The sequence below is a fragment of the Streptomyces sp. NPDC052301 genome, assembly GCF_044593395.1.
Lineage (GTDB): Bacteria > Actinomycetota > Actinomycetes > Streptomycetales > Streptomycetaceae > Streptomyces.
Window position 1 is genome coordinate 99,965 of record NZ_JBIUBE010000001.1, and the last position, 12,713, is coordinate 112,677.

Genomic DNA, 12,713 nt, shown 5'->3' on the forward strand with positions numbered 1-12,713 from the left:
CACTACGCTGGAACACGAGTGGTGCCACCTGTTCACTGTGAGTGTGCGCTTGGGAGCGGCGACGATGAGCCGGGTCTATCCGTTCGACGACGCGGTGACGGCCCGGGCCGTCATCGACGACGACGGGACGCTGGTGGAGTGGAGCGAGGGCGCCCGGCGCCTGCTCGGCCACCCCGCCGAGGCCGTCGTGGGCCGCCCGGCAGCCGGCCTGCTGGCCGACGACGGCGTCCCGGACACCCCGGCCGGACCGCGCTGGGACGGCACGGTCTCCCTGCGCCACCGGGACGGCCGCACCGTCCCGGTGTGGGTGCTCGCCCATCGCCGGCCGGCCCGCGAGGACCGCCCGGCCGACTGGCTCGTCGTCACTCCGCTGAAGGACGACGCGCCCGCCCTCGCCGACGACCCGCTGGCCTCGGCCACCCTGATGCAGTCCCCGTGTGCCATGGCCCTGTACGACGAGCGGCTGCGGCTGCGTCGGCAGAACGACGCGATGGACGACGTGGTCGGCCTGCCCGAGCACCGCGTCCGCGGGCTCAGACCGTCCGAGATCGGCGGGAAACCGCAGAGCGAGGAGCTGGAACGGCATCTGTCCGAGGTGCTCGCCACCGGCCGCCCCCAGGAAGTCCGGACGTCCATGCGCACCGGCGGCGAGCAGCACGCGCACGCCTGGCTGGCCCAGATGGCCCCGGTCACCGGCCCGGACGGCCGGGTGTGCGGGGTGAGCATGGCCGCGCACGACCTCACCGAGAACCATCTGGCCCGGGAGCGGCTGCAGCTGGTCAACGAGGCGAGCATGCGCATCGGCAGCACCCTCGACGTCACCCGTACCGCCCAGGAACTGGCCGATGTGTGCGTGCCGGGGCTCGCCGACTTCGTCAGCGTCGACCTGCTGGAGGAGCAGGAGCACGGTGGGGAGCCGCCCGCACGGATCACCACGCCGGTCACCCTGCTCCGGGCAGCACACCGGTCCGTGCTGCCCGGTGCTCCCGACGTGGTGATCGAACTCGGTTCCATGGCGAGCTATCCCGCATGCTCCCCGCAGGCCGACTCCCTCACCACGGGGCGCACGATCATCGGCAGGGCGGCCTCCGGCGAGCTGCGGCCGTGGCTCGAGGCGAACCCCCGGCGTGCGAGGTGGGTGCGCGAATTCGGCGTCCACTCACTGATGTCGGTGCCGATCCGGGCGCGCGGCCTGACCCTGGGGGTGGCCGTGCTCACCCGGCACCGGCGGCCCGACCCGTTCACCGCGGACGACATGCTGCTGGCCGAGGAGATCACCGCCCGCGCCGCCGTGTGCATCGACAACGCCCGCCGCTACTCGCGCGAGCGGGAGACCGCCCTCGCGCTGCAGCGCAGCCTGCTGCCGCGCACGCTTCCGCGCACGGCCGCGCTGGAGGCCTGCTCCCGCTATCTGCCGGCCGCCCGGACCGGGGTGGGCGGCGACTGGTTCGACGTGATCCCGCTGTCCGGGATGCGGGTCGCCATGGTCGTCGGGGACGTCGTCGGGCACGGCGTCCAGGCCTCGGCGACCATGGGCCGGCTACGCACCGCCGTCCGTACCCTCGCCGACATCGACCTGGCACCGGACGAGCTGCTCACCCACCTGGACGACCTGGTGGTCCGGCTGTCGGAGGAGTCCGGCGGCGACGGCGGCACCGGCGAGGTCGGCGCCACCTGTCTGTACGCCGTGTACGACCCCGTGTCCCGGCGCTGCACCCTGGCCCGCGCCGGGCATCCCCCGCCCGTGCTGCTGCGGCCCGGCGGGCGCCCCCGGCTGCTCGACCTGCCCGCCGGCCCCCCGCTGGGCCTCGGCGGGCTGCCCTTCGAGTCCGTCGAGATGGATCTGCCCGAGGGCACCGTCCTCGCCCTGTACACCGACGGCCTGGTGCACTCCCGGGACCGGGAGGGGGAGGCCGGCCGGGAGCTGCTGTACGGGGCGCTTCAGGGGTACACGGGATCCCTGGACGTGACCTGCGACAGCATCCTGCGGGCTCTGCTCCCGGCCGGCGGTGCCGCCGCCGACGACGTGGCGCTGCTGCTCGCCCGCACCCTGGGCCTGCCCGCCACGCAGGTGTCGACCTGGGACATCCCGGCCGACCCCGCGCTGGTCGCGCCGATCCGCAAGCAGGTCGTGGAGCAGCTGGACACCTGGGGGCTGGCCGAAGCCGCGTTCACGACGGAGCTGGTGGTCAGCGAGCTGGTCACGAACGCGATCCGGTACGGCTCCCGCCCGATCCGGCTCCGCCTGATCCACGACGCGACCACCCTGATCTGCGAGGTGTCGGACACCAGCCACACCGCCCCGCACCTGCGCCGGGCCAAGACCTTCGACGAGGGCGGCCGCGGCCTGCTCCTGGTCGCCCAGCTCACCCAGCGCTGGGGCAGCCGGCACACCCCGGAGGGCAAGACGATCTGGGCGGAGCTGCCGCTGTACGAGGAGGAGTAGCGCCAGGGCGCCGGCGCCCGCCGGCGGAACGGGCAGCCCCCGGGGGCGTCCTGTTCCTGGTCGCCTCCGCCGCCGTCGCGGTCGCCCACCGTCGCCCCGAGGCCCGTCACCGGCCGCCGTCGGCGTCGGGCCGGGGAGCAGATGAGCCTCGCCGGGGTCCTCAGCCGCCGGCCAGCCAGGGCCGCACCTGCTTGCGGGCCTCGTGCAGCCGGGACTTGAGCGTGCCCAGCGGGATGCCGACGCGCTCGGCGACCTCCGCGTACTCCAGCTGGCATATGTCGCGGTAGACCAGCGGTGCCACCAGGTGCGGATGCGTCCGCTCCAGCCGCTCCAGGGCCTCCAGCAGGTCCACCCGGGAGCCGGCGATGACACTGGTGGTGCGCGGATCGACGGCGTACGACGGTTCGATGGCGGCAGGCTGTTCCGCGGCCCGCCGTTTCAGCTCGCGGTACTTCTGCCGGGAGCAGTTGGCGACCACCGTGTACAGCCAGGTGCCGAAGCGGCTGCGGCCCTCGAAGGCGGTGATGTGCCGGGCCACCTGGAGCAGCACGTCCTGGGCGGCCTCCTCGGCGTCCTCCCGGCAGGGCAGGAAGCGCCCGCAGCGGCGCAGCACCTCGGGCCGGATCTCCGTCAGCAGCCGGTCCAGAGCCGTGCTGTCGCCCGCGGCGGCCCGCCGGGCGAGGTCTTCCATCGGCGCCTGGTCCAGCACGGAAAGGGCCCTCCTCCAAGTCGATCTCAGGGCAGGCATGATAGTCGTATGCACTCCCTGGAGCGGATCGGCCGCTACCGTCTCGAACGGCCGCTGGGCACCGGCGCCTTCGCCACCGTGTGGCTCGCCCACGATCCCGAGCTGCAGGCACCGGTCGCGGTGAAGGTCCTCGCCGAGAACTGGGCGCACCGGCTGGACATCAGGGACCGCTTCCTGTCCGAGGCGCGGCTGCTGCGCCGGGCCGGCTCCAGCCGGGTGGTGCAGGTCTACGACATCGGTGAACTGCCCGACGGCAGGCCGTACTTCGTGATGGAGTACGCCGCCGGCGGCACGCTCGCCGACCTGCTGGCGGCCGGTCCGCTGCCGGTGGCGGACGCGCTCGCGCTGACCGCCGAGGCCGCGCGCAGCGCCGCCGCGCTGCACGAGGCGGGCATCGTGCACCGTGACATCAAGCCGACCAACGTGCTGCTGCACACCGCCCCGGACGGCACCCGGCGGGTGCTGCTGGCCGACCTGGGCCTGGCCAAGAGCCTGGCGCAGGCCTCGGTGCTCACCCTGGCGGCCGGCTCGGCGGGCTACCAGCCTCCGGAGCAGGCCGAGCCCGGCGAGGGCATCGACGAGCGGGCCGACGTCTACAGCCTGGGCGCCGTCGGCTACGAACTGGTGACCGGGACCGTGCCGGGCCCGCCGGGAAAGGTCGTACCGCCCCGGCGGCTGCGGCCGGACCTCGGCGAGGACGTGGAGCGGGCGCTGCTGCGCGCGCTGGAGCCGGACCGGGCGCGGCGCTGGCCGGGTGCGCAGGCGTTCGCGCACGAGCTGGACCGGCTGGCGGCGGGGCTCGGCACCCGGCGCGCGCGGCGGCTGGACGGTGTCCGCGGCAGGCTCAACCTCGTGACGCTGTCCGCGGCCGGGGTCCTCGCCGCCGCGGCGGCCGCGGTCACGGTGACCGTGGTGTTCCACCACGACGGCACGCCGGAGCAGACGCTGCGGGTGTCCGACGCCACCGGGCGGGTGGTCCTCCAGGTGCCCGCGGGCTGGGGCCGCGAGATCCGGGACAGGGGCTGGGACCCGCGGGCCCTCGGCCTGAAGGCGGGGCACGAGCCCGGTCTGGTGGTCGCCGACGACCTGTCCCGCTGGCCCGACCTGAAGGCCGCGGTGGACGGCGTGTTCGTCGGCGTCAGCGAGCACGGGGACGTCGGCGCGAAGGTGCGGGACGTCGCCCACTCCGGCTGCCGCTACTCCGGCCGGCGCACCTTCAGCAGCGCCCACTGGCACGGCACGGTCCGGGCGTGGAGCGGCTGCCCGGACGGCGGCTCGGTCACCGAGTCCGCGCTGACCCCGGCGGGCGGAAATACGCGGCCCCAGCTCTATGTGCAGGTGCGCCAGCGGGGCGCGGGGGACGCGACCGAGGAGATACTGCGCTCCCTGCGGGTGACGTGAGCGCGCTGCCGGGGGTGAGTTCGGGGGATCCGGTGGTCGAAGCGGGGAAAGGATTGCTGAGTGTTCCGAACTTTTCCGCCGGGCCGCGCATCGGAGTGTACTGACGGCGCACCCGGCGCCGAGGGCACGCGTTCCGTCGCGTGCCGTGAAGAACCAGGAGTGTTGAGCGACATGGTGTACACCCCCCGGTCCGCGCGGCACGGGGCCCTGCTCGTGGGCACGGTCGCCGTGCTGGGCCTCCTGACCGCCTGCGGCAACGGCAACGACGTCCACAGCAGTCCGCCGGTCACGGCCTCCGGTACGGCCGCACCGGCCACGGACGCCACGAAGACCCCGGCGTCCCCGACGTCCGCCGGGACGTCGGCGGCGCCCAGCGGCGCGGCCTCGTCCCGCCCCGCGACGCGGAAGGCGACCCCGTCCTCGGGCGGCGGCTCCGCGACGACACCGGCGGCGTCCTCCCGGTGCCACACCTCCGAACTGCGCGCCGCAGTGGGCCGTAACGACCCGGGCGCCGGCCAGGAGAACTTCCCCGTCGTGCTCACCAACGGCTCCGCCCGGACGTGCACCCTGCACGGCTTTCCCGGCGCGGCCTTCGTGAACGCCTCCGGCACCCAGCTCGGCCCGGACCCCAAGCGTGAGCCGGGTTCCCCGGCGACGATCACGCTGAAGCCGGGACAGAGCGCCTGGGCGGGCCTGACCTTCTCCAACCCCGGGGTGAGCGGCGCGGGGACGGCCACCCCGGCCGCGCTGCTGGTGACCCCGCCGGACGAGCGCGACCACCTGAAGGTGACCTGGACGGGCGGGGCGGTGCCCGTCTCCGGGAACTCCTCGTCCGTGTTCCTGTCGGCGTTCAGCCCCGGCACCGGCCCCTGACCGACCCGACGCAACCCGTCCCCCGAACCCCGCCGCCCGTACGCCGGGCGGCGGGGTTCGTCATGGCCGCGCCACAACTGTCACAGGACGGCAACAGGCGCCGTCGGCCGCGATCTTTCCCCGGACGCCCCTCATCGAACCCGTCGACCGCACAGCGAGCAGGCCCCGCCAAGGGGCCGTGACGAGGAATCGGGGAGACGATGAGCGGGATCTCACGCAGGCGGGTGCTGACGGCGGGCGCGGCGGCGGGCGCCCTGGGCGCGCTGGCCGCGTGCTCCTCCGGCACCGGCCTCTCGGTCGGCGGACCGGGCGGCGGCAAGGGCACCGAGCAGGCCCGGCCCGGGAAGCCGATCGGTGACGGCTCCACCGCCGACACCGGCCCCCAGCCGCACCAGCCGAAGCCCGAGCGGCTGAAGCCGGGCCAGAAGCCCCCGCAGTTCGTGGTGTTCTCCTGGGACGGCGCGGGGGAGCTGAGCAACAGTCTGTTCTCCCGCTTCCGGAAGGTGGCCGCCGACCACGGCGCCAAGATGACCTTCTTCCTCAGCGGCATCTACACGCTGCCCGAGTCCAAGAAGCACCTGTACCACCCGCCGCAGCACCCGGTCGGCGCCTCCGCGATCGGCTACCTCGCCGACCGGCACATCCACGCCACCCTCCAGCAGGTACGGGCCGCCTGGCTGGAGGGCCACGAGATCGGCACGCACTTCAACGGGCACTTCTGCGGGGCGACCGGCGTGCGCAACTGGTCCCCGGCCGAGTGGCGCAGCGAGATCGACCAGGCGGTCGGCTTCGTGACGAAGTGGAGGACCAACACCGGCTTCACCGATCTGGAGCCGCTCCCCTTCGACTACCGCAAGGAGCTGATCGGCGGCCGTACCCCCTGTCTGGAGGGCCAGGCCAACCTGCTGCCCACCGCCGCCGCGCTCGGCTGGAAGTACGACGCCAGTTCCCCCGGCGGGCTGCAGATCTGGCCGGGCAAGGTGCAGGGCGGCAGGATCTGGGACTTCCCTCTGCAGTCCATACCCTTCCCCGGGCACTCCTTCCAGGTGCTGTCGATGGACTACAACATGATGTTCAACCAGTCGGGCGGCAACCCGAACGGCGACCGCGGCCGGTACGACGCCTGGCGTGCCCAGGCCCGTGACGCCTATGTCGCCGGGTTCCGGCGGGCGTACGACACCAACCGCGCCCCCTTCTTCATCGGCAACCACTTCGAGCGCTGGAACGGCGGCATCTACATGGACGCCGTCGAGGAGGCCGTCGGGAAGATGGCCGCGCACGGCGACGACGTGCGGTTCGTGTCCTTCAAGCAGCTCGTGGCCTGGCTGGAGGCGCAGGACCCGGCGGTGCTGCGCACCCTGCGGACGCTCCCGCCGGGGCAGGCCCCGGCGGGCGGTTGGGAGGAGTTCCTGGGCGCGGCGGGGACCCACAGCTCGTAACCCTCTCGGGATCGTCTGTTTTCATGGGCGGGCACCACATGATCGACCCGGGAAGGACCCGCCCTGAACACGCCGCTCGCCGAGGCACTGTCCGCCGTCCTGCTCGTCGCCGTCCTCGCCTGGGCCGTGGTACGGCCCTTCGGATGGCCGGAGGCGGTGATGGCCGTGCCCGCCGCCGGCATCGCGGTCGCCACCGGCGCGATCTCCCTCGACCAGGCCCGCGCCGAGGCCGAACGGCTCGGCCCGGTCGTCGGGTTCCTGGCCGCGGTGCTGGTGCTCGCCCACTTCTGTGACGTGGAGGGGCTGTTCCAGGCGTGCGGGGCGTGGACGGCCGACTGGTCGCGGGGCCGTCCGGCGCGGCTGCTGACCGCGGTCTTCGCGCTGGCGTCCGTCATCACCGCCGTCCTCAGCCTGGACGCCACCATCGTGCTGCTCACCCCGGTCGTCTTCGCCACGGCGGCGCGGACCGGCGTACGGCCCAAGCCGCATGTGTACGCGTGTACGCATCTGTCGAACACCGCGTCGCTGCTGCTGCCGGTCTCCAACCTGACGAACCTGCTCGCGTTCGCGGCGAGCGGGCTGAGCTTCACCCGGTTCGCGGCGCTGATGGCGCTGCCGTGGCTGGGGGCGATCGGCGTCGAGTACGGGGTGTTCCGGCGGTTCTTCGCGCGGGACCTCGCGGCGGCGGCCCCGGCGGGCCGGGACACCGGCCAGGCGCCGCGGCTGCCGCTGTTCGCGCTGGTGACGGTGGGCTGCACCCTGGCCGGGTTCGTGGTGGCGTCGGCGTTCGGCGTGGAGCCGGCCTGGGTCGCCGCGGCCGGGGCGCTGGTCCTGGCCGGGCGGGCGCTGCTGCGCCGCAGGGCGTCCCCGCTGACCGTGGTACGGGCGGCGGCCCCCGCCTTCCTCGCCTTCGTGCTGGCGCTCGGGATCGTGGTGCGGGCGGTGGTGGACAACGGGCTCGCGGACGCGCTCGGGCACGTGCTGCCGGGCGGCACCGGGCTGCCCGCGCTGCTGGGGATCGCCGCGCTGGCCGCCGTGCTGGCGAACCTGATCAACAATCTGCCCGCGGTGCTCGTCCTGCTGCCGCTGGCGGCACCGGCCGGTCCGGGCGCCGTGCTCGCGGTGCTGCTCGGGGTGAACATCGGCCCGAACCTGACCTACGCGGGGTCGCTGGCGACGCTGCTGTGGCGGCGGATCGTGCACCAGCACGAACACGGCGTGAACCTGTGGGAGTTCACACGGCTGGGCCTGCTCGCCGTGCCGTCGTCCCTCGCGGTCGCGGTGGTGGCACTGTGGGGGTCGCTGCGGATTCTCTGACCGCGCGTGCGCCGAGGGAGGCCGACCGGATGCGTGTGATCGCCTGGCTCGTCGAGGGCACCTGGCCCGCCTGCGTGGACGCCGTGCGCGTCCACGCGCCCGCGGACTGCGAGGTGGTGCTGCTGCACGTCAGCGGGCCGGACGTGCCCGGGGTGGCGCACGGGGCGTTCGCCGGGCTGCTCGGGCGGGGCCACCCCGAGCGGGATCCGGGCGCGGTGCTGGAGACGCTGGGCGGGACGTCGGCGGCCGAGCTGCTGGACGCGGCGGCCGAGCGGCTGGGCCGGCCCTGCGCCCGCGAGGAGCGGCAGGGCCGGGTCGAACGGGAGGTGGTGGCCGCCGCCGAGGGAGCCGATCTGCTGGTGCTGGCCCGGGACGGGGACCGCTCCCGGCTCGGGCCGAAGAGCCTCGGCCCGGACGTGCGGTTCGCCGTGGACCACGCGCCCTGTCCGGTGCTGCTGGTGTGGCCGGAACCGGCGCCGGGTCTGGCGACGATGCCTCCCCCGCCGCCGCACCACCCGTGAGTCACCGGTGGTGGTGTCGCGGGCCCCCGTACCCTCCGTCGCCGTTGCAGTAGTACCCGTAGGCGGTGCAGGGGTCGAAGGTGGCGGACGGCGAGGGTGCGGGACCGGACGGGCCGGCCGTCGGGGTGGGGGTCGGCGACGGGGTCCTGGAGGCTTCGGGGGCGCGGGTGACGGGGGGCCGCCGGCTGGGGGCCGGGGACGCACTGGTGTCGCTGCCCCAGTTGACGTTCTGTATCTCCAGGTCGGGCTTGGCGGTGTCGACGCTCCAGCGCTGGTCGTCGCCGCGGGCGCGGTTCTTCAGGACCAGGGCGCCGGATCCGTCGGTGGCGGCCGGGGTGAGGGCGAGTTCCTGGTTCCAGCGGGGTATCAGGGCGCCCTGGAGGGTGAAGTCGTAGCGGATGGCGCGGGCGGACTTCCCGGTGGCCGTGCACGGGGCGAGGCGGACCGAGTAGCCGAGGGTGGAGTCCAGGCACAGGTCGGGCGCGGCGGCGTTGCGCAGCAGTCCGTCGGTCTCGTACGTCCACTGCTGGCTCGCTGTGGCGGAGCAGGTGAGGAGTTCGGTCTCGGCGCCCCGGACGGCCTTCTCGCCGACGACACCGACGCACAGACCGGAGGCGAGGTTGTGCAGCCGGCCGTGCAGGGCGCCCTGACCTGCGGCGTTCGCGGCGGCCCTGGACGCGCCCGGCGAGGCGGTGTCCTCACCCGGCGTGCGGCTGGGCGTGCGACCGCCGGCGGTGGCGGGGGCGTCTCCCGGACCGAGCACCGCCCACAGCACCAGCGGCAGGGCGACGAGCCCGCTGACGGTGGCGGCCGCCAGCGCGAGATGGCGCCGCCGGGCCCGACGGGCGGCGCGCAGCGCGGAGCGGCGGGAGGTGGCGGACGTGGCGGAGTCCGGCCGTGCGGTGCCGGGGCCCGTGTCCAGGGTGGGCGCTACCGGCTCGCCGGGGGCGGGGAACCCGCCGGCGGCGAAAGCCTCACCCGGCCCGCCGGAGCGGGTACGGGCCCTGCGCGCCCGGGGAGCTGTGGGGCGTGCCGTCTCTGCGGGTTCCGTGGGGACGGACGGCCCGTCGGAAGCGGGGGCGGTTGCGGCTGTGGACCGGGCACGGGGCCTGCGGGCCCGGGACGCGGCGGGTCCTTCCGCGCCGGCGGAGCCGGTGGCGGGGAGGGAGGGCACACCGAAGCCGGGGGCGGCTGCGGCTCCGTCCGGGGTGATGAAGGGCTCGCCCGCCACGGGCGCCGTCGGAGCCGCGGGCGGGCCCGGCACGGGCGGCTCCTCGGCGCTGCTCGCCCGTGACTCCAGATAGGCGCCGGCGCCCCAGCCGAGCACGCCCTCGGCGAGGGCGAGACCGAGTCCCTCGTTGAACCGGGCGAGCTGGTCCGCCGTCCGGCTGCAGTGCGTGCAGCCGGACAGGTGCCCGTGCAGATCCGGGTCGAGGTCCACGCCGCCACGCCGGAAGCTCACGTCGAGCATGCGCAGATACCGCCGGCACTCGTCCTCGGGGGCGAGTTCGCGGTGGGCCTGGAGACATTCCTCGCGCAGCCGTTCACGCGCCCGGCGCAGTTCGACCTGGGTGTCCTCCTCGTCCAGACCCAGCAACGCGGCGGGCACGGACAGGGGTTCGGCCTCGACCTCGGTGTGCCAGAGCACGGCTCGGGAGGCCTGGGGCAGCCGCTGGAAGGCGCGGGACAGCAGCCGACGGCCGGGCGGGGGCAGCAGACGGGCGGCGGCCCGTTCACCGGTGGCGGTGCCCGAACGCAGCGCCGGATGCAGAAGTTCCCGGCGCCCGTCGGTGTCCCACTCGGCCGCGATCCGGCGAACGGCGACCAGTACCTGGGGCCGCCAGGCGGCGGACGGGCCGGTCTGCCGGAGCGACTCGCCGAAGAGCCGGGTGAAGGCGGCCGTGGTGAGCATGCCTGCGGCACGCGGGCCGTCGGTGCACAGCCGGGCGTAGGCGAAGGCGGCTTCCCAGTGACGGTCGAGGAGTTCGCCGACGGGATGGAGCGCCGGTGACGCCCCCGTCCACTTCTTCAGTTCGGCACTCAGTTGCTCGTCCGACAGGCCTGCCTCATTCACGGCCGCATTCCTCCAGACGCCATGCGGGATTCAGTCCGTACCAATCGGTATGGGAAGGTGTTCGGGCAGCTCGAACGTCCACCTGAGGCGGCTCTTTTGAAGCGTGGGGGGTGTACGGGGAGCGGCCTGGCGCATACAGCGGGAATGTAATTTCCCGCACGCCGACAGCGCACACTTTCGCACAGCCCGGCACTTTGGAACAAGAGATCTTCCGCTGTTCGACAATGCGTTGAAAGCTTTTCCTGTCGACGTTCTGTCAAGAGTGGTCTTTTCCTCACCCTTCTTGACCCCTATTGCCGTTCGCCCGCCCGGTAGGCGCCGGGCGGCACCCCGTAGCGCTCCCGGAAGACCCTGCGGAAGTGGAAGGGGCTCGGGAATCCGGAGGCCGCCGCGACCCGTTCGACCGTCAGGTCGGTGACCTCCAGCAGCCGGGCCGCGTACCGCAGCCGCGCCTCGCGCAGGGCCCGCATCGGGGACCGGCCGGTCCGCTCGGTGAACAGGTGTGCGAACCGGGACGGGGACAGCGCGACGCCCTCGGCGAGGGAGCGGACGGTGTGCGGGGCGGCGGGGTCGGCGGCGATCAGCTCCTCGGCGCGGCGCACCCGGGCGTCGGCGCCCGCCCGGACCGCGCAAGTCGGTGCGCCGGAGACGGCGAGGAGGACGGCCTCCTCCAGGGCGCACAGGGCCAGGTCCCGTGCCAGGCTGCCGTGCGCCACGGCCACCGGGTCCGGGCCGCCCGGCGCCTCACGCCCACGCAGCGAGGGGGCCGGTCCGTGCGGCACCGGGTTCGAGCCGCACGGACCGCACTGAGTACGCCGGGGCGCTTCAGTGGCCGCTGACGGCGCGGGGCGTGTAGGGCTGCTCCAGCTCCTCGATCTCCTTGCCGGTCAAGGGCAGTTCGACGGCGGCCACGGCGTCCTCGATGTGGTGCGGCCTGCTCGCGCCGACGATCGGCGCGGCCACCGTGTCCCGGTGCAGCAGCCAGGCGAGGGCCACCTGGGCGCGCGGCACGCCCCGGTCGCCGGCGATGCGGGTGACGGCCTCCACGATGGAACGGTCGCTCTCCAGGTACAGGCGGCTGCCGAAGTCGTCGTTCGCGCTGCGCTCGGTGACCGTGCCCCAGTCGCGGGTGAGCCGGCCACGCGCGAGCGGGCTCCACGGCAGCGCGCTCACCCCCTGGTCCGCGCAGAGCGGCAGCATCTCCCGCTCCTCCTCGCGGTAGAGCAGGTTGTAGTGGTTCTGCATCGACACGAACTTGGTCCAGCCGTTCAGCTCCGCCGTGTACTGCAGCTTGGAGAACTCCCAGGCGTACATCGAACTCGCCCCGAGGTAGCGGACCTTGCCCGCCTTGACCAGGTCGTGCAGCGCCTCCATCGTCTCCTCGACGGGGGTGGCGTGGTCGTAGCGGTGGATCTGGTAGAGGTCGACGTGGTCGGTGCCGAGCCGGCGCAGGCTGTGGTCGATCTCCGTCATGACGGCCTTGCGGGACAGCCCGGCCCCGTTCGGGCCCGGCCGCATCCGGCCGTTCACCTTGGTGGCCAGCACGATCTCGTCGCGGTTCGCGAAGTCGCGCAGGGCCCTGCCGACGATCTCCTCGCTGGTGCCGTCGGAGTAGACGTTGGCGGTGTCGAAGAAGGTGATGCCCGCCTCCAGCGCCTGCCGGATCAACGGGCGGGAGGCCTCCTCGTCGAGGGTCCACTCGTGGACGCCGCGGTCCGGCAGCCCGTAGGTCATGCAGCCCAGACAGATCCGCGAGACGTCGAGACCGGTCGAGCCGAGCTTCACGTACTGCATCGTTGCCGCTCCTGCCTTCGGGACGGTGGTCAGGGCCGAGCCTACGGCGTGGCCCGGGCCCGACTTGACGACCCAAGCGCGTGGGCGATTGGATCCGGGA

Annotated in this window: 9 protein-coding genes and 1 pseudogene; 6 read left to right on the plus strand and 4 right to left on the minus strand. The window is 74.2% G+C overall.

Going from position 1 to position 12,713, the window contains the following annotated elements:
* Nucleotides 1-64 precede the first annotated feature (64 nt).
* A complete protein-coding gene (locus tag ACIHEJ_RS00465) occupies nt 65-2,446 on the plus strand; it encodes a SpoIIE family protein phosphatase (protein ID WP_400130933.1) in 2,382 nt (793 codons plus the stop codon).
* A 160-nt stretch (nt 2,447-2,606) separates the two neighbouring features.
* Here the strand turns inward: ACIHEJ_RS00465 and ACIHEJ_RS00470 are convergent, their stop codons facing one another.
* Nucleotides 2,607-3,194, minus strand: a complete 588-nt coding sequence (locus tag ACIHEJ_RS00470) for an RNA polymerase sigma factor (protein WP_400130935.1) — start codon at nt 3,192-3,194, stop codon at nt 2,607-2,609.
* 9 nt (nt 3,195-3,203) lie between these two features.
* Here ACIHEJ_RS00470 and ACIHEJ_RS00475 point away from each other — a divergent pair, with 9 nt between their 5' ends.
* From ACIHEJ_RS00475 to ACIHEJ_RS00495, 5 genes are all read left to right on the plus strand, one after another.
* On the plus strand, nt 3,204-4,595 hold the full coding sequence (locus ACIHEJ_RS00475; RefSeq protein WP_400130937.1) for a serine/threonine-protein kinase: 1,392 nt from the start codon (nt 3,204-3,206) through the stop codon (nt 4,593-4,595).
* 171 nt (nt 4,596-4,766) lie between these two features.
* Nucleotides 4,767-5,468 (plus strand): DUF4232 domain-containing protein, encoded by a 702-nt coding sequence (locus ACIHEJ_RS00480; RefSeq protein ID WP_400130939.1) that lies wholly within the window; start codon nt 4,767-4,769, stop codon nt 5,466-5,468.
* 200 nt (nt 5,469-5,668) lie between these two features.
* Nucleotides 5,669-6,907: a hypothetical protein gene (locus tag ACIHEJ_RS00485; RefSeq protein WP_400130941.1), complete on the plus strand. Its 1,239-nt coding sequence runs from the start codon at nt 5,669-5,671 to the stop codon at nt 6,905-6,907.
* A gap of 63 nt (nt 6,908-6,970) precedes the next feature.
* The gene (locus tag ACIHEJ_RS00490) at nt 6,971-8,224 is read left to right on the plus strand and encodes an arsenic transporter (RefSeq protein WP_400131757.1); all 1,254 of its coding nucleotides are present in this window, start codon (nt 6,971-6,973) and stop codon (nt 8,222-8,224) included.
* A 29-nt stretch (nt 8,225-8,253) separates the two neighbouring features.
* Nucleotides 8,254-8,745, plus strand: coding sequence for a universal stress protein (locus ACIHEJ_RS00495; protein ID WP_400130943.1), 492 nt, complete (start codon nt 8,254-8,256; stop codon nt 8,743-8,745).
* Between the two features lies 1 nt (nt 8,746).
* Here ACIHEJ_RS00495 and ACIHEJ_RS00500 read toward each other — a convergent pair whose 3' ends face one another.
* The 3 genes and pseudogenes from ACIHEJ_RS00500 to ACIHEJ_RS00510 form a co-directional block, all read right to left on the minus strand.
* Nucleotides 8,747-10,819: an RICIN domain-containing protein gene (locus tag ACIHEJ_RS00500; protein ID WP_400130944.1), complete on the minus strand. Its 2,073-nt coding sequence runs from the start codon at nt 10,817-10,819 to the stop codon at nt 8,747-8,749.
* A 290-nt stretch (nt 10,820-11,109) separates the two neighbouring features.
* Nucleotides 11,110-11,571, minus strand: a pseudogene (locus ACIHEJ_RS00505) (helix-turn-helix domain-containing protein); the annotation flags it as partial.
* 73 nt (nt 11,572-11,644) lie between these two features.
* Nucleotides 11,645-12,613, minus strand: a complete 969-nt coding sequence (locus tag ACIHEJ_RS00510; protein WP_400130946.1) for an aldo/keto reductase — start codon at nt 12,611-12,613, stop codon at nt 11,645-11,647.
* Nucleotides 12,614-12,713 lie beyond the last annotated feature (100 nt).

Coding starts and splice junctions, on each gene's coding strand:
- ACIHEJ_RS00470 (WP_400130935.1), bottom strand. CDS start 3,194: ATGCCTGCCCTGAGATCGACTTGGAGGAGGGCCCTTTCCGTGCTGGAC.
- ACIHEJ_RS00465 (WP_400130933.1), top strand. CDS start 65: ATGAGCCGGGTCTATCCGTTCGACGACGCGGTGACGGCCCGGGCCGTC.
- ACIHEJ_RS00510 (WP_400130946.1), bottom strand. CDS start 12,613: ATGCAGTACGTGAAGCTCGGCTCGACCGGTCTCGACGTCTCGCGGATC.
- ACIHEJ_RS00475 (WP_400130937.1), top strand. CDS start 3,204: ATGCACTCCCTGGAGCGGATCGGCCGCTACCGTCTCGAACGGCCGCTG.
- ACIHEJ_RS00485 (WP_400130941.1), top strand. CDS start 5,669: ATGAGCGGGATCTCACGCAGGCGGGTGCTGACGGCGGGCGCGGCGGCG.
- ACIHEJ_RS00480 (WP_400130939.1), top strand. CDS start 4,767: ATGGTGTACACCCCCCGGTCCGCGCGGCACGGGGCCCTGCTCGTGGGC.
- ACIHEJ_RS00495 (WP_400130943.1), top strand. CDS start 8,254: ATGCGTGTGATCGCCTGGCTCGTCGAGGGCACCTGGCCCGCCTGCGTG.